The organism is Nonomuraea turkmeniaca, from assembly GCF_005889735.1.
Taxonomy (GTDB): Bacteria; Actinomycetota; Actinomycetes; order Streptosporangiales; family Streptosporangiaceae; genus Nonomuraea; species Nonomuraea turkmeniaca.
Window position 1 is genome coordinate 1 of sequence record NZ_VCKY01000100.1, and the last position, 17,033, is coordinate 17,033.

Annotated in this window: 19 protein-coding genes; 12 read left to right on the forward strand and 7 right to left on the reverse strand. The window is 66.3% G+C overall.

Translation table 11 applies throughout. The features are described 5' to 3' along the window. The first annotated feature begins 250 nt into the window (after nt 1-250). The 3 genes from ETD86_RS27065 (at nt 251) to ETD86_RS57250 (ending at nt 2,278) form a co-directional block, all read left to right on the forward strand. Nucleotides 251-874: a TetR/AcrR family transcriptional regulator gene (locus ETD86_RS27065; RefSeq protein ID WP_138668979.1), complete on the forward strand. Its 624-nt coding sequence runs from the start codon at nt 251-253 to the stop codon at nt 872-874. A gap of 116 nt (nt 875-990) precedes the next feature. Next, nucleotides 991-1,380, forward strand: coding sequence for a hypothetical protein (locus tag ETD86_RS27070; RefSeq protein WP_425465659.1), 390 nt, complete (start codon nt 991-993; stop codon nt 1,378-1,380). Nucleotides 1,381-1,426: 46 nt separating this feature from the next. After that, nucleotides 1,427-2,278, forward strand: coding sequence for a PPOX class F420-dependent oxidoreductase (locus ETD86_RS57250; protein WP_211370340.1), 852 nt, complete (start codon nt 1,427-1,429; stop codon nt 2,276-2,278). An 8-nt stretch (nt 2,279-2,286) separates the two neighbouring features. On the opposite strand, the gene ETD86_RS27080 is transcribed toward ETD86_RS57250, so the two are convergent. Then, a complete protein-coding gene (locus ETD86_RS27080) occupies nt 2,287-3,534 on the reverse strand; it encodes an NAD(P)/FAD-dependent oxidoreductase (protein ID WP_138668980.1) in 1,248 nt (415 codons plus the stop codon). A 71-nt stretch (nt 3,535-3,605) separates the two neighbouring features. Here ETD86_RS27080 and ETD86_RS27085 point away from each other — a divergent pair, with 71 nt between their 5' ends. Further along, on the forward strand, nt 3,606-4,214 hold the full coding sequence (locus tag ETD86_RS27085; protein WP_138668981.1) for a TetR/AcrR family transcriptional regulator: 609 nt from the start codon (nt 3,606-3,608) through the stop codon (nt 4,212-4,214). Nucleotides 4,215-4,332: 118 nt separating this feature from the next. Here the strand turns inward: ETD86_RS27085 and ETD86_RS55455 are convergent, their stop codons facing one another. Then, a complete protein-coding gene (locus ETD86_RS55455; RefSeq protein WP_170223292.1) occupies nt 4,333-4,473 on the reverse strand; it encodes a hypothetical protein in 141 nt (46 codons plus the stop codon). A gap of 271 nt (nt 4,474-4,744) precedes the next feature. Here ETD86_RS55455 and ETD86_RS27090 point away from each other — a divergent pair, with 271 nt between their 5' ends. Next, nucleotides 4,745-5,098: a DUF6199 family natural product biosynthesis protein gene (locus ETD86_RS27090; protein WP_138668982.1), complete on the forward strand. Its 354-nt coding sequence runs from the start codon at nt 4,745-4,747 to the stop codon at nt 5,096-5,098. A gap of 95 nt (nt 5,099-5,193) precedes the next feature. Here the strand turns inward: ETD86_RS27090 and ETD86_RS27095 are convergent, their stop codons facing one another. Both ETD86_RS27095 and ETD86_RS27100 read right to left on the reverse strand, forming a co-directional pair. Further along, complete coding sequence (locus ETD86_RS27095; RefSeq protein ID WP_138668983.1) at nt 5,194-5,595, reverse strand: hypothetical protein; 402 nt, start codon at nt 5,593-5,595, stop codon at nt 5,194-5,196. Between the two features lie 59 nt (nt 5,596-5,654). Next, the gene (locus tag ETD86_RS27100) at nt 5,655-6,059 is read right to left on the reverse strand and encodes a hypothetical protein (protein WP_138668984.1); all 405 of its coding nucleotides are present in this window, start codon (nt 6,057-6,059) and stop codon (nt 5,655-5,657) included. Between the two features lie 458 nt (nt 6,060-6,517). On the opposite strand from ETD86_RS27100, the gene ETD86_RS27105 reads away from it, so the two are divergent. The 5 genes from ETD86_RS27105 (at nt 6,518) to ETD86_RS27125 (ending at nt 10,676) form a co-directional block, all read left to right on the forward strand. After that, nucleotides 6,518-7,486 (forward strand): AraC-like ligand-binding domain-containing protein, encoded by a 969-nt coding sequence (locus tag ETD86_RS27105; protein ID WP_170223294.1) that lies wholly within the window; start codon nt 6,518-6,520, stop codon nt 7,484-7,486. Nucleotides 7,487-7,687: 201 nt separating this feature from the next. Beyond that, nucleotides 7,688-8,137 (forward strand): lamin tail domain-containing protein, encoded by a 450-nt coding sequence (locus tag ETD86_RS27110; RefSeq protein WP_211370341.1) that lies wholly within the window; start codon nt 7,688-7,690, stop codon nt 8,135-8,137. Between the two features lie 97 nt (nt 8,138-8,234). Continuing rightward, nucleotides 8,235-8,876, forward strand: coding sequence for an ABC transporter permease family protein (locus tag ETD86_RS27115; RefSeq protein WP_138668986.1), 642 nt, complete (start codon nt 8,235-8,237; stop codon nt 8,874-8,876). A 101-nt stretch (nt 8,877-8,977) separates the two neighbouring features. Next, nucleotides 8,978-9,406, forward strand: a complete 429-nt coding sequence (locus tag ETD86_RS27120; RefSeq protein ID WP_138668987.1) for a hypothetical protein — start codon at nt 8,978-8,980, stop codon at nt 9,404-9,406. Nucleotides 9,407-9,782: 376 nt separating this feature from the next. Next, nucleotides 9,783-10,676: a polysaccharide lyase family 20 protein gene (locus tag ETD86_RS27125; RefSeq protein WP_170223295.1), complete on the forward strand. Its 894-nt coding sequence runs from the start codon at nt 9,783-9,785 to the stop codon at nt 10,674-10,676. Between the two features lie 388 nt (nt 10,677-11,064). On the opposite strand, the gene ETD86_RS27130 is transcribed toward ETD86_RS27125, so the two are convergent. Continuing rightward, a complete protein-coding gene (locus ETD86_RS27130) occupies nt 11,065-11,244 on the reverse strand; it encodes a hypothetical protein (protein WP_138668989.1) in 180 nt (59 codons plus the stop codon). 613 nt (nt 11,245-11,857) lie between these two features. Here ETD86_RS27130 and ETD86_RS27135 point away from each other — a divergent pair. Both ETD86_RS27135 and ETD86_RS27140 read left to right on the forward strand, forming a co-directional pair. Then, nucleotides 11,858-13,864: a DUF6571 family protein gene (locus tag ETD86_RS27135; protein WP_138668990.1), complete on the forward strand. Its 2,007-nt coding sequence runs from the start codon at nt 11,858-11,860 to the stop codon at nt 13,862-13,864. Nucleotides 13,865-13,921: 57 nt separating this feature from the next. After that, the gene (locus tag ETD86_RS27140; protein WP_138668991.1) at nt 13,922-14,509 is read left to right on the forward strand and encodes a hypothetical protein; all 588 of its coding nucleotides are present in this window, start codon (nt 13,922-13,924) and stop codon (nt 14,507-14,509) included. Between the two features lie 361 nt (nt 14,510-14,870). Here ETD86_RS27140 and ETD86_RS27145 read toward each other — a convergent pair whose 3' ends face one another. Next, entirely contained in the window at nt 14,871-15,959 is a 1,089-nt protein-coding gene (locus tag ETD86_RS27145) for a hypothetical protein (protein ID WP_138668992.1), read from the reverse strand. 70 nt (nt 15,960-16,029) lie between these two features. Then, nucleotides 16,030-16,944, reverse strand: coding sequence for a MerR family transcriptional regulator (locus ETD86_RS59685; RefSeq protein ID WP_211370342.1), 915 nt, complete (start codon nt 16,942-16,944; stop codon nt 16,030-16,032). Between the last annotated feature and the right edge of the window lie 89 nt (nt 16,945-17,033).

Here is a 17,033-nt window from a genome sequence, read left to right on the forward strand (position 1 = left end):
GCGCTGCTCGACGGGCGGGGCGCCGCCGAGCTGGCCGGGGAGCTGATCGCGCTCGCCGGGCTGTCGGCGGCGTTGTTGCTGGGGGCGGTGGTGGCGCTACGGCGGGGCGAGGCGCGCGCCCAGCGGACCGGCCAGCTCAGGCTGTTCTGACCCAGGGCGGCGTCGCGCCCAACCACTTCCTAAAGGCGATCGAATTTGCCTAAAGGCTTTAGGCAATTGCATAATCGATCCACCGAGGGAGAGGGAGGGCATGGTGCGCGTAGGGCTGACCGCGGAACGCCTTGCTCAGGCGGGTGCGGAACTGGCCGACGAGGTCGGCTTCGACCAGGTGACCGTCTCGGCGCTCGCCAGGCGGTTCGACGTCAAGGTCGCGAGTCTGTACTCGCACGTGAAGAACTCCCAGGACCTCAAAACCAAGATCGCCCTGCTGGCCCTGGAGGAGCTCGCCGACCGGGGCGCCGCCGCGCTGGCCGGCCGGGCCGGCAAGGATGCTCTGGCCGCCTTGGCGAACGTCTACCGCGACTACGCCCGGGAGCACCCCGGCCGCTACGCCGCGGCCCAGCTGAGGCTCAGCCCGGAAGCGGCCGCCGCCAGCGCGGGCGGTCGGCACGCCCAGATGACGCGGGCGATCCTGCGCGGCTACGACCTGACGGAGCCGGATCAGACGCACGCGGTGCGGCTGCTGGGCAGCGTCTTCCACGGCTACATCAGCCTGGAGCTGGGGGGAGGGTTCAGCCACAGCGCACCCGACACGCAGGAGACCTGGTCACGAATCCTGGACGCCCTTGACGCCCTGCTGCGGAGCTGGCCAGAGCCCGCACCAGCCAGAGACCCCGCCGGCGCGCGCATCGGCGAAGCCCGACAACAGGTTTAGGTCATGCACATCAAGGACGACTGGATCACTACGCCCGTCACCATGGATCTCCTGCGCGGCGCCCTCGAGGTGGAGCGCACCGAGCACGGCACGGCCGCCTGACCGGCCAGGACTCCGTGACCGGCGGCAACACCCTGACCATCGACCTGACCAACGGAATCACCGAGCACCGGCCCGGGCAGGCCGGCACCCTCCGCCTCCCCGGCCTGCCCGAAGGCACCAAGGACGTCGAGATCTGGCTGCCGCACAACGAGACCACCGAACTCGTCGTCCTGCGCACCGACGCCCCCATCGAGCCCGCACCGGACCAGGGTCGCAGAGTGTGGCTGCATCACGGCAGCTCGATCAGCCATGGCTCCGACGCCGCCAGCCCCACCACCACCCGCCTGCTCGCGCGGATGTCACACATCGCCCCGGTCGTCTCGTCCACTCTTCAGGCCGGCAGTTCCGTACCGGGCCTCGAGACGTGCTCGTCCGATCCGTGTCGGCGGGCGCTGCCGGGGTAACCGGAGACAGTCTGCCGGAGCAACGGGAGACAGGAGGAGACGACAGATGGATTCACCAGATCGCGTCGGCACGGCGGTGACCCGGGGGCCATCCAGGTTCTTCACCACTGCCGTCCTGGTGGCCGCCGGGGCGCTGTCGCTCGCCGCCGGCGTGTGGACGCTGGTTTCTCCGCGCTCGTTCGCGGACTTCGCCGGCTTCGGATACAACGAGCATTTCATCCACGACATCGGCGCGTTCAACCTCGGGATCGGGGCGACGCTTCTGCTGGCGGCAGCCTGGGCCGACGCCGCCGCCGTGGCATTGGCCGGCTTCTTCGTGGCCAGCACCGCCCACACCGTCAACCACATCGTCGATCTCCAGATCGGCGGGCACAGCCGGGACCCGTGGATCCTGGCGGGGATCTCGGTGCTCGTCCTCGTCGCTCTGGTGATGCGGATGCGCCGGCTCGGCTGGGTCGCCGGTGAGGTGACCACGATCGATGCGGCTCCCGCCCTGGCGCCGTTCGTGCGCCAGAAAACGATCCGGTTGACCAGCTTCCGCCGCGACGGCAGGCCGGTCGGCGCGCCGGTAAGCATCGTGGTCGACGGCGAGCGCGCATACGTGCGCAGCCCCGGCACAGGCGGCAAGATCAAACGAATCCGGAACAACCCGCTCGTGGAGATCGCCCCGTGCACCTCGTCCGGCAAACCGACCGGCCCCGCGGTCCGCATGCGGGCCCGGCTCCTCGAAGGCGCCGAGTACCGCCACGCCGGCCGGCTGCTCGCCCGGAAGTACCCGATGTTGCAAGGCGTGCTCGTCCCGTTGACACACCGCCTGGGCCGCGCCAAGTTCGGCCGGACGGCCCATCTCGCACTGGACCCGATCGAGGACCCGCCGGCGGGGAGCCGGTCCATTTGATCAAGCGGTTACCGCGGCGCGTACCCTGCCCGGCCGGTGAAGCGTCGTCTGCCGCGGTGGCGTACGAGCAGGGCGCGCACAGCCAGGGCCGGGTTGAGCAGGGATGTGGTGGGGGCGGCCTGCATCCCGACCAGCGCCAGGCGGCGGGACACCTCCGGGTCGTGCACCGCGGCCTCCTGGAGCAGACGTTGCACCCGGTTGGACGGCGGGACTTCCGCGTCGCCCCGCATGAACGTGTGTTCGCGCTCGATGGCGCGGTGATCCCGGCGGTAGCGGCGCAGTGCCGCAGCCGAATCGTCGCCGGCGAGCAGGGCCGGTGCCGTGGCGTCGGCGAGCCACTGGCCTGACAGCAGCGCCCAGGTGCAGCCGGGGGCAGGGGTGGGGTCGGCGGTCAGGGCCGCGTCACCGATGAGGGCCAGACCCGGCGCTGGCGTGGGGTGGCGGCGGATGAGCGGGTAGTCGGGGGCGATGACGACCTTGGCGACGCGTTCGGCGCGGGCCAGGTCGGGAGCGTCAGGCAGCGAGGCGACGTAGCGCTCGATGTAGCCGGCGTGGTCGGTCAGGACCGGCGGCAGGGTGTCCTTGGCGGGCATGACCGCCACCTCGATCAGCCCACCGTCGGTGGGGCCGAGCACCACCCAGTCCCGGTCGTTCCACCACACGGCGGCAGGGGTGGGCAGGGTGTGCCGTACGTTCCGGTAATAGGTGTAGAAGAAGGCGCGGCCGTTGGGCGTGAACCGCTCGGGTACGTCGGCCAGTGCGGCGACCTTCGACCGGTAGCCGTCGGCGCCGACGATCAGGCGGCCGGTGTGGGTTTCCTCGGTGCCGTCGAGCAGTCGCGCGCGGACGCCGGTCACGCGGCGCCCTTCGGTGAGCAGGCCCGTGACCGTACGGCCGAGGAGCAGGTCCACGCCGCCGGTGTCGGCAGCGCGGCCCCGCAGGATCGGGTCGAGGGTGACGCGCCTGACGTTGAGGAACGGCGGAACGCCGGCGCGGGAGGGGTCGGTCCAGCCGTACTCGGTCCGGATCGAGACGTCGCCGGTGCCCGCGCCGGCGGCCAGCAGCTCGTCCCACAGGCCGAGCCGTTGGAGCGGGGCCTGGGCGCCGCCGAGGAGGAAGTGACCGCACAGCCGCTTGTGGGTGTTGATGCTGCGGTGCTTCTCCAGCAGCGCAACGCGTAAGCCGGCCCGGCCGTACAGGATCGCGGCGGTGCAGCCGCTGACGCTGGCCCCCACGATGACGACGTCGTACTCCATGACGCTCTCCTGATTTCGTCACACTGTTTCGTTACATCGTAACGTAACAGCGTCGCGATAGGCTGTCCACCATGGGACGCCCACGCGAGCACGACGAGCAGACCCGCCGCACGCTGCTGGCGGTGGCCGGCGACCTGCTGGCGAGCGAGGGGTCGGCCGGGGTGAGCGTCCGGCGAGTGTCCCAGGAGGCCGGGACCACCACGCGGGCGGTCTACAGCCTCTTCGGCGACAAGGAGGGCCTGCTCCGCGCGCTCTACCAGCAGGCCGCCGAAACCATGCGCCACCACCATGAGGCCGTTCCCGAGGATGAGGACCCGCTCGTGGAGATCACCGCACTGGCGCTCGCGTACCGGGCCGCCGCGCTGGAGGAGCCCAACCTCTACGGCCTGTTCATGAGCGGCGCCGTGCCCGGCTTCCGTCCTGTCGGGGAAGACGCGCGACTGGCCCGCCGCAGCCTCGCCCGCGTCGTCCAGGCGGTCCAACGCTTCGTCGACACCGGAAAACTCCCCGGTCGCGACCCCCGCGCCGTCGCCCAGCAACTATGGGGCCTGGTACACGGCCTGGCCGCCCTCGAACTCCAAGGCCACCTCGGCCCTCCCGGCCAGGCGGAGGCCCGCTGGCGCGACGCGGTCCTCGCCGCCGTCACCGGTTACCGCCAGCCACCTTCCACCCCGCAATGATCCATCCGCCTGGGCCGCGCCACGTTCAGCTGGACCGCCCACCTCGCGCTCACCCCGATCGAGGTCCGGCCGGCAGGGAACCCGCCACTCTGACCAAGGTATGAGCCGGGTTGATCGACTACGAGCAGCAGCCCGAACGCGAACGGTAGTAGGCGAGGAGCCGCTCCTTGGCCACCGCGTAGTTGCCCGACTGCACCGCCGACATCCCCGCCACCCGGCCGTACGCGAGCCGGGGCTGGACGGTCCAGGAGCCGGACATGGGCGCCAATGCGGCCTGAGCGGCGGGAACGAGACCCGCGGCGCTCGACACCAGGACAGCGACACCAGTGATCCATCGCGTACACCGAGACACCCGCCGGACAGTGCTGGAGAGCGGTATGCCGCCGGTATGTCCAGCCCCAGCAGCCGAGGGTGATCGTTGATCAGTTTCGTCCGCTTGGTGCATCCTGTGTCACTGCCATCGAACCGGCCACGACCCACCCGGCGCCCCGGTTGTGGCGAGCGAGGCCACGACCCCTGGAGAGACCGCGATGTTCACATTGATCGTCATCATTGCCGCACTGGCGATGTTGATCCTTGCCGTGGCGCCCAAGACCCCGTATCTCATACAGGCCGCTCAATACAAGAACAGCGAGCACCACGAGCCCGCCGACTGGGCGGTGACGTTCAACCGCGTGGTCGGGATCATCGGTCTGGTGGTGTTCGCGCTCTTCCTTCCCGCGGCCATCGAACGCGACCAGAACCCGGGCACAGGGCAGTCGACTCCGCAGGAAACCGAGGAGAAGAGCGAACCGACCTCCTCCTTCACCTACATCGAGGAGGAGCCGTGCGACCGATCCTTTCCCTACACCGGGAAGAAGTGCCCCTTCGGCGAGGAGGAGTAGATCCGGAACGGGAGGCCGCGACCGCCCGTTTCCGGCTCCGGCACGAATCCTGTGGTAACCCTATGCCGTCTCGAGAAAATATGTTCACGGTGTGACTAGTTGTGGTCGGACCGCCAACCCGAACACGGGTGGTTGCCGAAGGTGTCGTCCACGCAGACACGGTAGACGATCGCGAAGTACCCGGTCCGCAGGTTGAATCCTCTTGTGGTGCCGCACCCTCCGTCGTTCTTTTTCCTTTCGTCCGCCCCATTGTTGATCGAGTACTCCACGTACACCGAGTGCTTGTCGCACTTGGCATCGTACAAGTCGAACCAGGCCCGGTTGCCGCGAGTGCCATTGGAACGATTGAACCACACCTCTCCCGCGCGGGTTCCATCTGTGTAGACGATGGCGTTCGAGGAGGCTGCCAGCGCCGCGGGCGAAAGGACGAACAAACCGCCCATGGCGAGCACGAACACGCCTGCGACGGCTAACACGCGATCAAGTAGGCGATTCATCACTCTCGACTTTCCTTACGTCTTCTCGGACGGCGCTAGTTCCTGCGCCAGTGCCAGTGCTAATTGTGATCCCTTACGGTTCCGGAGCACGAGTCGTCGAGGAAGCCGTCGTCGACGCAGACCTTGTAGTCGATCGTGAAGCCGCCGCCTCCGAGATTGATGCCCATGGTATTGCCGCACCCGCCGTCATTGGTTGCGCTCTCCCACCGGCTCCAACCGCCGGTGACGAACTTCCACGTGACGTACACCGGTTTCGCGTCGCATTTTGCGTCGTACAGGTCGAACCAGGCGCTGTTGCCATGGCTGCCATTGGCGCGGTTGAACCACACCTCGGCGGCGCGGGTGCCATTCGTTTTGGCGATCGCGTGCGACGAGGCAGCCTGGGCCGGGGCCTCAAAGATCAGCGTGCTGCCTACGACCAGGCAGCCGACCGCCAGGGCGGATCTTAAGCGCTTACGAAGCATCGTGTTCCCCACTTTGCTCGATGCTGACAGGCGCCGGTGCGGGACGCAGGCCCCTTCACCGGCGGAGACACTTGAACACGGGCATGCGGAAGCAACCGTGGAGGACTTCGGGACTGAGCCGAATCCGGCACTGAGCAATCGCCTGCGTCCGAAAGTCTGTCAGCTCGAAGCCGAAGTGAACTGTCGCTGTGCGCCAACTTCCTTGACCGCCAGCGTCATGGGGCAGGAAGACACATGTCACAACCATGATCGATTGCCTGGGCTGAAAAAAACTTGCTCTATGCCTAGGCTGGCGCCGAACATCAGCACATACCGGAAGACGCGCGTGGCTCTCCGCGGCCGGCGTGAGGGCTTCCGGTCTACGAATACGGGCGCCCGAATTCCCATCGGGTTCGGGACGGATGATGATGTCGGCCGGGGGGCGGCAGATGAGCACATCGATGGTACGACTTGACAGGGTGCCGGTCACAGAGCGGTTCGATTTCTGGTGGCAGGCGGTCGCCGAGTCAGTGGTCTCGGTAGACGCCTCCAGCGACCACGCAGCGGATTTCTGGGCCGAAATGCGCATGCTGGACCTTGGAGCGGTGCACCTGTCGAAGGTCCGATGCGTCGGATTCGAAGCGCACAGGACCGAGCACCGGATCCGCCGCTCCGACCCCGAGGTGTATCAACTCTCGGTCATTCTCCGGGGCAGATCAGGGATACGACAGGAGGACCGTGAGTCGACATTGGCGCCGACTGACTTGACGCTTTACGACGCTTCCCGCCCTTTTCTGGCCTGGAGCTCAACCGACGGCTCCGGCACACGGGGGAACATGTCCGAAGGCCTGATCTTACAGGTGCCCCATGATGCCCTTGGATTCCCGGCGCCTCTGATCCGGCGGGTGCTGGCCAGAAGGATGTCGGGGCGCGATGGTATCGGCGCCCTGCTCTGCGTGCTGCTCCGCCAGTTGCTGGAGCAAACCGATCACCTGTCGAAGGCCGACCTGAGCCGGCTGTCCGGCATCGTCGTCGATCTCATCGTTGCCCTGCTGGCGCATGAGGCAGAGAAGGACCCGTCCCCGTTCGTGACGGATCCCGGAAAGATGCTTGTCCTCCGCATTCAGGCGTTCATCGCACAACATCTGGGTGAGCTTGACCTATCGCCGGCCGACATCGCTGCCGCCCACCACATCTCCCTTCGCCACATGCAGCGGCTCTTCCAGCAAGAAGGGCACACTGTCAGCGGCTGGATCCAGCAACAGCGGCTCGAACGGTGCCGCCGCGCTCTGGCCGACCCCCAGATGGACAACCTGCCAATCAGCGTCATCGCCGGCCGGTGGGGCTTCGTCAGCGACTCCCACTTCAACCGTCTCTTTCACCGCACGTACGGAATGCCGCCGGCCGGCTACCGGCGTCACTTGCGAAAGCGAGCAAGCGGCGCGTGACGTGGCAGGCAGAGCACGCGGCATGGCGGAGGACGACATTCACCGGCTCGTGCCCGAAGTGGTCGGCAGGGCCACACCGGAAGTTCGTGCTGACTGGTCTAAGACGTGGCCGGATGTGGACATCGGCGACCGCCAACCCCGAGATGGCGGCAATCGTCGCATTGAAGTCACGTTCCATCTCTGGTCCTTTGGAGCCCCACAGTGCCCAAGCGCCTGCTCGCGTCCACCGGTATCGCGGCCGTGGTCTTGCCATTAGCCTCCACACCAACTCAGGCGGCCATTCCGGTCGTCGAGTTCGTCAAGGTGTACTACGACTCGCCGGGGTCCGACCGCGGCGGCAACACCTCCCTCAACGGCGAGTACGCGGTGATCCGCAACACGACGAAGAAGAGCATCCAGCTCGAGAAATGGATCCTGCGGGACGTGACTGGCTACAAGTACAGGTTCCCGAGATTCACCCTCAAGCCGGGCAAGTCGGTAACCGTCCGCACAGGCCAAGGGACCGACAGCACGACCACCCTGTACTGGGGTCGCAAGTGGTACGTCTGGAACAACACCGGGGACGCTGCGGGCCTCTATCGGGGCAGCGACCTCAAGAAGATCGACACCTGCAGCTGGGGACGAGGCGACATCTCCACCCTCTGCCGATAAAACCGGCGCCGATCATGGCGAGCGCCTCGGCCCGGGACACGTCAGCCGATGCGGCGCGGTCAACCGGCCTACGGCGACCGAGCAGCCGAGCCAGTTGATGAAGATCCCTCTCAATGAGAGCGCAGGCTGGCTGGGGAACGACGTGTTCTGCCTTCGCATGGCTCAGCGGCCGGCGGTGATGAGGTCCTGGATGGTGATGACGGCGGCGCCGCGCGCCCAGTCAGGGAAGGAGGTCTCGCGAACCGTCAGCCTGGCGCGCGCGGCTGAACCTATCGTCTGCGTCGCAAAAGCATACGCACCGAGCGCTCCATCAGCTCGGGGCAAGGTCACCGCGGACAATTGCTTCGGCGTGCCGGACGGAGGAAGCGTCGACTTCGCCTACTTCAAGGGCGGCCCGAACTACCTGGGCGACGCCGTCGAGCCCTTGCTGCAGAAGAAGTTCCCCAAGATCAAATCCAGCGGACCATGTCCGAGCGCATGTCGCAGACCCCGCAGCCGCGCCTTCCAGGTGATGCTCCCCATGGCCAGGCCCGCCCTGGTCAGCGTGACCATCTTCAACATCCTCGGCCAGTGGAACAGTACCTGCTGCCGCTGGTGCTGCTGCCCGGCGACACCGAGGACAAGGGTGCTTCCGCAGGGCATCGCGAGCATCTCCGTCACCGCTGGGAATCAGGCCGGCTGGGGTGCGCTGTTCGCCGCGCCGACCACCGCGATCGTGCCGATGCTGGTCGTTACGTGATCTCCCAGCGGCAGATCCAGGCAGGTCTCACCCAGGGCGCACTGAAGTAACCCGCCCCCTGTGGACTGATGCACATGTACCGCAAGGCTCTCCCCTCTCTCATGGCAGTCGCGACGCTGGTGGCCACGGCCCCGGCCACCGCGGCGGCGTCATCTCCTGAAACCGTGAACGTGGCGCCCGGCGTGACGCTGACGCAGTTCACGGTCGGCGCGAAGGACGCCGACGACTTCTGGACCGTCCACGTGTACCTGCCGGCCACGATCGACGGCCCGCTCAACCGGGCCGCCACGGGGCTGGGTTCCCGGGAGATCGCCGACCGGGTCACCGCGGCGCTGCGCGAGAAGGGCTTCGAGCCTCGCGTTGAGCAGGTCGATCTGCCCGCCTTCGCCGATCGCCCCGGGGGCGTGCTCGGCTGGATCGTCCGCGTCGGACGGTACGCGAGCGCCGCCGTCGACGTACGTGGTGTGCGTGGTGCAGAACCGCAGATGGGGACGGAGCGCAGAGCACACCTGAGATGGCGGGGTACGTGACTGTGGCTGAGCACCTCGGAAATCGCACGGACCCTCACCCGGAAGTCGTTGGTCAAGAAATCCACTGATTCGCACGCGAACGTATTCATGACGACGTACTCCACGCCCGGTTCGGCGTTACGCCAGTAAGACATTAGAGATGAGCGGTATGGCGTCGGTATATCGGAGCTCTGACCAGCGGAGTTGTCGGATCAGAGACCGTGGGGAGCGACGAGGAGACGTTCGCGTCCGGCAAGGCCCTGTTCCGCCTGGACCAGGCTGCCGTACTTGGGAGCGGCGGTACAGAAACGGTGGTTCGACGCTCCTCGGCCACGGCGATCAGCTGGTCTTTCGCCCAGTTGATGGGAAGATCTCAACGGTGGTAGCTTCCGTCCCCATGACCCCGCCATTACCGCAAGTCCGCAAGCTCCTCCCTGCGGCATTGCTTGCACTCACCGCCACCGGCCTCGCGACGGTGGATGCCTCCGCATCGGCGTCCGCAAATGTTTCAGCCCACGCGAGAGCTGAATCCGCAGCCATTCTTCGACTCACATATGAGAACGCGTCGAGGACCTCCGGCAACCCGAAACTGGGATTTAACGAATGTTGCGCCCCTCGGCCCTCGATCCAGGTCGATGATCTGCCGAGGACCGGAAAATACGCGGTCCGCTCTTATCTGAATTACGGTGACAAGATGGTTGCCGGCGGCACCAGGGCGGAAAGCCACACGATGGACATAGATGCCAGCCATTTCCGATCTGGCGACACCGTCTATTATGGGTTCAGCATCTACCTGCCGAGCACCTGGCAGAGCGATTCAAGAGAAGACATCGTGTTCCAGTGGAAGCCCTGGCGCGACACGTGCGAAGCCGACAAATATCCCAGCGCTTTCCTCAGCGTGCAGCCCAACGGAAAGTGGCGGTTGCGGGTCAACTCCGACAGCAAGGCCTGCTCCACGCCGGATTCCGTCCACAAGACCAGCTACGACCTCGCCGACGTGAAACCGGGGCAGTGGCACGACTTCGTCTTCAAGTACGTATGGAGCTACGGCAGCCAAGGCCGGATCGACGCGTGGTATCAGACCCACAAGAGTCCTGGGTGGCGCCAGGTCTTGAGCGCCACCGGTCCCAACACGTTCAACGACGAGGACGACACTGAGGGCTACCTGAAATGGGGTCTCTACAAGCCCGCGTGGAACACCGGGCCGACCGACGTCAACAGCCGTACGATCTTCCACGACAACATCGCCGTGGGCAAATCCTTCAGCGAGGTCAACCCGGCGGTCAACTAGGCCGCGAAATCGGCGGGTACGCCAGTGCACCAGCCGTGGGCCGGCGACCACTCGGGTGGCGGCCGATCTCGGATGCTTGTCGGTACGGCCTGCCACCATGGCCCGCATGACGACGACCGATCCCTTAGCCCCGTTCCAGTGGCTCAACGTGCCCGAGAACGAGGACGGCGGCCCACTGGGCGTGATCTTCAGCGTGGCCTTCTTCCGCGGGCTCGACCCGGCGGAGGTGGTGGGGCCGCTTCAGCCGCGGCGAGGGCTTCGGCCAGGAGTCGGACTTCGACGGACTCGGCGACAAGGCCTACGAGTTCGTCAACGAGACGGATGGCCGGGATGGCGGCGGCTACGTGGGCGTCTTCCAGGCCGGCGAGTGGTGCGTGGCCATCGAGCCTTACGGGTGGATGGCCACGCTGCACGAGGTGGTGACCAAGCTGTCACGGGGCTGCGACGTGCCGGCGGCCACCGGCACGCCTACGTCGCCGAGCACAACTTCGCGTACGCGATCGACGGCACGATCATCACCGGCTGCCGGGTGCGGCACCCGTACGAGCGTGGCCTCCTGCGTGTTCACGGCAGGATGGACCGAGGGCCCAGCTCGGTTGCGTGGGAAGGCCGCACTCAGATCGGCACGCCCTCCCGCTTTCCAGTACCGGCCGTCGGCGGCGAGATGGAGGGGCGGTGGCTGGATGCCGGGGAGGCCGCCGGCGATACGCAGATGGCCGTTCATGTAGCGGATTCGCTGCTGGTGGCGCTCCCGCTGTGGGGCCCGCTGGAGCGGCAGGGATGCGGACAGATCAGTGCCAGGCCATGGCCACTTCCCACGTTGTACGTACGGCCGGAGCTTTCAGGTTCGAGCGATAACCGCTTGGTCGGACTCGTCCCGGCTGCGCCACCCGTGGTTACCATTCAAGTGTCCAGTCGTCTTTCCTGGGTCAGGCCGTCATGCCGACGAAGGATGAGGTAGAGGCCGCTCGCCGACAGATCGAGCGCCTTTCCGATGAGTGCGAGGCGGATTTACGCGAGCTCATCCGCCTTACCGAGGGTGGAGCGCTGAAAGGGCCGGAGGGGGACAAACTCGCCGCCGATATGCGCCAATGGCAGCGCGACACCAAGAACTACTTCCGGGCGGCCCTTGACACTCTCCACGAACTCCGCACGCAGGGGGCGTCCCTATGAGTCCTCGCGTGGGCATCAACCCTGAACTCATGACCAAGGTCATAGCCATGCTCAAGCGCACGGGCCCTGAGTTCCGGGAATCGAGCCGCCAGGTCGAAGCCGCGCTCAGCCGTCTCGGCGTCGAACTCTGGACCTCCCCCGCGCTGCGCAGGGTCGCCGAGCAAATGAGCACGAGGCACCCTGACCTTCAAGGCCGCCTGGACCTCATCCTCGCTACTCCTGACGCGGCACGCGACCGCGACGGCATCATGTGGGCGGACGGCTCGGATTGGCAATCCAGCACCACGACAGGCGCTGCCGCCGCCAAGGCGATGGCGGCGAAAGTGCGGGCGCAGGCTAAATCCGGGACCTACGACCCCAAGACGATCGCCGAACTCGAGAAGCACAAGAACGATCCTCTCTTTGCTGCCGCATTCGCCAAGGAGATTCCGCCTGACGAGCTCAAGCGATTGATCTCCCGCATGTTCAGAACAGATCTTCCTCCCATCGGCCGCCCGGACGACAAGGACCTGAGCGCGGAGAAGAAGATCGCCGACCTGTTCAGCACCATCCTGGGTACGGCCTCCCGGGCCGGGAAGCTGCCCGACAAATACGCCGATGAACTGCTCAAGGATCTGGGGGACCCGCAGAGCGCCTTCGCGATCGGCAAGCTCCTCGGCAAGGGGAGGTTCGACCACGCGTTCATGCTCGATGTGGTGAAGAGGGTCTACGACTACGACGTGGCCCATCCGCGGGCCCGGGCAAGAGAGCCGGAGTTCCCGCTTCCCGGCCAGGACAAGATCCGGCACGCCCCCGATGTGAGTCCCATGAGCACGGTGCTGAAGGCTCTGATCCATCATCCGAAGGTGAGCCAGGATTTCTTCACCGACCCCAAGCGGAGGCCACTGGCGTACTTGATGCGCGAGCGGCGGTGGGCACCGGAGAGCGACAACCTGCTCGGCGCAGCCCTCTACGAGGCAGCGACGAAGTTCCGGGATCACGGCATGCCCCGGGAGCAGTCGAGCGGATACAAGGCCGCTCTCATCGCCTCATGGGCCAGCCATTACTGGGCCGAGGAGAAGGTGCAGCGGAACCTGCCGAACACCCGTATCTGGGCCGCTTCCATCCACGCCAACTACATCACTGACGTCCACCGGGCCTACCAGGCGCCGGCGAGCACGGAGATTGGCGTGGACGCCGCCTACGATCCGGACAAGTCCCTTGCCGGCGTGCAGCCTTATGGCGCCGTCTTCAACAAGGACGAGCTCAAGAAGGTCATGACGTGGGCGTTCAAGGACAACGATGCTTTCATGACCGTGGCGGCGGCCCACGGGCAGTACTCGGTGGAGGTCCTGGACGAGACGGCATCTGAACTGGCAGCGGAGATCAAAGCCGAATTCGCGGCGTGGCACAAGTCGCATCCCGAGGCGACCAAGAAGCAGATCGACGCGAAGCGGCAGGCCATCCTCGAGGAGAAGATGGGAAGCGGCGGCGGAGCTTTTCAGTTCGAGGGCGCGGTCAACAGCCTCAGCGAGACCACGTACGCCATCACGGACGCCGCCAACATCGCCAAGATCGAGGAAGCCAGAAAGAACGACGAGCAATACGCGGCGTTCAAGGACCTGGCGAAGAAGATCATCGACCTGGCTCCAGGGCCGCAGGGCAAGTTCGTCGGCCTGCTGGTGGACCAGGCAAAGGATCACGTCTATGGAAAATTCACGTCCAAACAAGAGGATAAGGCAAAGATTGCGGCCGGGAACGCGATCGAGGACGCCAAGATCATGTTCCGGGATGCCACTGCGGCCGCCATGATGCGACACGGCCTCTTCGGTGATGAATCGGCACCCACTCATCCACACGCGTCCAAGCAGTACCCGAAGGGGTCTGCTGGCGACTTCCTGGTGAACGGGGAGATCATGTCAAAGGATGAGATGACCGCGCCCCAAAGAAGGGCTTACGTTGAATGGCTCTATCGCACCAAAGCGACGAATCGCGTCTTCTACGGCGCAAATTCCGCCGTATCCCGGGACTCTTGAGCTAAAGAGGCCGAGATGAGTCAAACCTGCTTTAGCATGAGAAGCCCACTGCCACCCATGGCATTACTTCTTGCGGCAATCCTGCTGACCGCCTGCTCAAACTCTCCACCACCGCCTCCATCACCTACTCCGGACACACGGCCGCTCGGCGATGTCACCGCCGACCCCAAGGAATGCGGCTTGATCTCGAAGCAGTCCATCGAACGCGCCACCGGCCTCAGCGACTTCACCGTCAAGAAATACATGTCCGACAACGGCAAGCACCTCGAGTCCTGTTACATCTACACCAAACCGCGCAACGAAAGCGGTTATCGCCTCAAAATTGAAATCGACGATCCATCTCCACTCCCGCTAAGCCAGATAGCGGGTTCCAAAGCATCCAGAAACGGAGTCGACCTGCCTGCCGACGCCGGACCCGGATTCACCTTCACCATCGTGGAGTTCGGGGTGAATTACGGAGCCGACGGCTGGGCATGGGCGCGGGACGGCAGCCGCATGCTCAGCGTGACGCTCGCCGAGACCCCGTCGAACAGGGATCCCCAGAAGGACGCCGCCGAGTTCATCCGCCAGCTCAGACCCATCGTTCTGGACCCCATAGGAGCGACGAGGACAGGAGCGTCGACGCGGAGTTCCCGGCCAGCATAGGTGGCCAGCCAGGTTACGGGCACCGGAAAACCGCACGGCCGGTTTGTCTACGCTCGCACCCGCCGGACCCCGCCCCGCCAAACCCCGGCGATCGCCGCATGACGCATCGAGCTTCTCAAAGTCGCGGACCTGGGGGTGGCGGGAACCGAAATCGACAGCCTGACCGGCGAGCTCCGGCTGGGAGATCTTCAAGCAGGAAGGCGTTGATCCGGCACGCGAGCGGGTGTCCACCACGTGGGGCGACTTCCCGCCGCCGCCTCGATGGCCGCCGAGACCGCCGCCTCGACGCCGGCCCTGGCCGCCCGGCCCTACATCTGAGGTCCGCGATCCCACCGGGACGGCGCCCGGGGGATCGCGGTGGTCAGAGGAAGTCGGCGATGCGCAGCACAGCGAACATGTCCTTGTCGCGCACGTCCTCGCCCGGTGGAGCCGAGTACGGGTAGACGGACGCCTCGATGCCGACCCACCCCTGGAACTGCCCGTTGTCGTCGATGATCTGCATCAGCGGCTTGACGTGCGAGTTACCGGTGTAGCACGGCGGCTCGTAGGGATCGGTGGCCGGGTCGTTGTCCTTGAGCGCCTGTTCCATTGGCAGGCAGCTGCAGAAGTGCCACAGGGTGTCCCGGCGGTCACCGTTGGAAATCATGGCGAGGTAGTACTGGATGGATGTGATGTTGGGTGTGGTGCCGCCGCCGTAGGTGGGACAGCCGCCCTTCTGGCAGGCCGCGCTGGACGATGGCTGCAGGTAGGTCAGGCACCACGAGTCCTGGTCGCACTGGGTGTACGACGGGAGCTGGAAGACGCTCTTGCTGAGGTCGGCGGGCGGGGTGAGTGTCTTGTTCGACCAGGACCACTGCCGCAGGTACAGCGTGCTGCTGTACTGCTCCACCGTTTCCATGGCCCGGCGGGTGCTGAAGCCGGAGGTGCTGCCGTAGCCGAAGCCGTGGGTGGCCTTGGTGTTGTACTTGAACTCGAGCTTGGCCAGGGTGCCGGCGGAGTTCGTGCTCACGTACCATTCCTCCGACCAGGAGCCAGAGGAGACGTTCCAGGTGATGTGCAGCACGTCGCCCGAGAGGCTGAAGGTGCCGGTCCGCTCCTCGGTGGGCGGGTCGGTGTAGGCGTGGGCGGTGCGCACGTAGCAGGGCAGCACCTTGTCGAAGGGCGCCGTCCGGTCGGTGCAGTTGGGGCTGCCCGCCAGCGTCCCAGTCTTCGTGCGCGGGATCTCGGTGCGGCGCGCCTGCTCCCACGTCCAGGTGCGGGAGCTGACGGTGCCGCTGGTGGAGAAGGTGTACCAGGACAGGCGTCCCCAGTTCTGGTACGCATTGTCGGGGGTCAGGTGCGCCGTGGCGACCACGTAGTAAGGCCTGCCGCCCGGCAGCGCCGCCGCGGCCTGCGCCGGGGATGCCGCGAGGAGAGGTAACAGGAGTAGCGAGACAAGGAAGAGCCGCATGGAATCTCCTATTTCGGTCTGTGCCGGAACTCCATCTCCCCGCAGACATTAGCCGAACTTCGATTTACGGTCAGGACCCTAATTTGCGCGCACGGTAAGGTGATCCCAGCGGCCGGCCAGGAAGCCGGGGCGAGGCGGCGCCGGGTATGCCCTGGCCTGGACGGAGGAGTGCGGCTCCTGGCAACCGTGGCTGCTGCTGTCCACGAGCCCATGCGCGTACATGCGAAATGGTCGGCTGCCGGTCGCTTGGTTGTGCAAGCTCTGCTGGCGTCTGTGGCGGGAGAGGGCGTGGCGGAGTGTCGGCGATCAGTGGGCGACCCTCAGGTCCTTCAGGATGAACGCATCGGTCCTCAGCCCTCCGGGGCCATATGGAGAGCCGTGGGTTCGTGGCGACTCGCGGGTCTTGGTCTCCGGTCCGGATGAGAGGGAGAGCACGGCCGTCCTCGGCGTAGCGGGTGGCCGTCTTGGGATCGAGCCCGGCCTGGCCGTCGCGATCACGGCTCGCGAGGTGGCTCGCCTGCGCGGCGACGTCCCGGTCCGCGATCCACGTGCAGCCGCTGGCCGGGCTTCCAGAGAAGGCGATGACCGCGTCGAGGCGGTCACGGGTACGGGTCAACGCGGCGATCTGGTCATCGATGCGATCGCGCTCGGCGGCCAGCCGGGCACGCGACTCCGGAGTACTGACCTTGGCCTCGACGCAGGGCAGCAGCTCGGCGATGGTCCGGCTGGACAGGCCGGCCGCGTAGAGCATCTGGATCAGCTGGACACGGTCGGCCGCCGACTCGGGGTAGTGGCGCTGCCCGGAGTCGCTCCGATACGCGTCCAACAGTCCCTGCTCCTCGTAGTAGCGCAGGGCCCGCACGCTGACGCCCGACCTCGCCGCCGCGGCGGCCCTGGACGGTATCGAGGCGCACCGGCCCGAGGTGCTCGCCGACGCCTGGAGCCGCCAGGTGAAGGCATGGCTGTCCGAGGACCCGGATGTCATCTACCGGGAAGCAGCGGTCGCCCTCACCACCTGACCTGCTGATCCTGAAAGTCACGGCACCCCTGCGGCTATGGCCACGCTCAACCGCT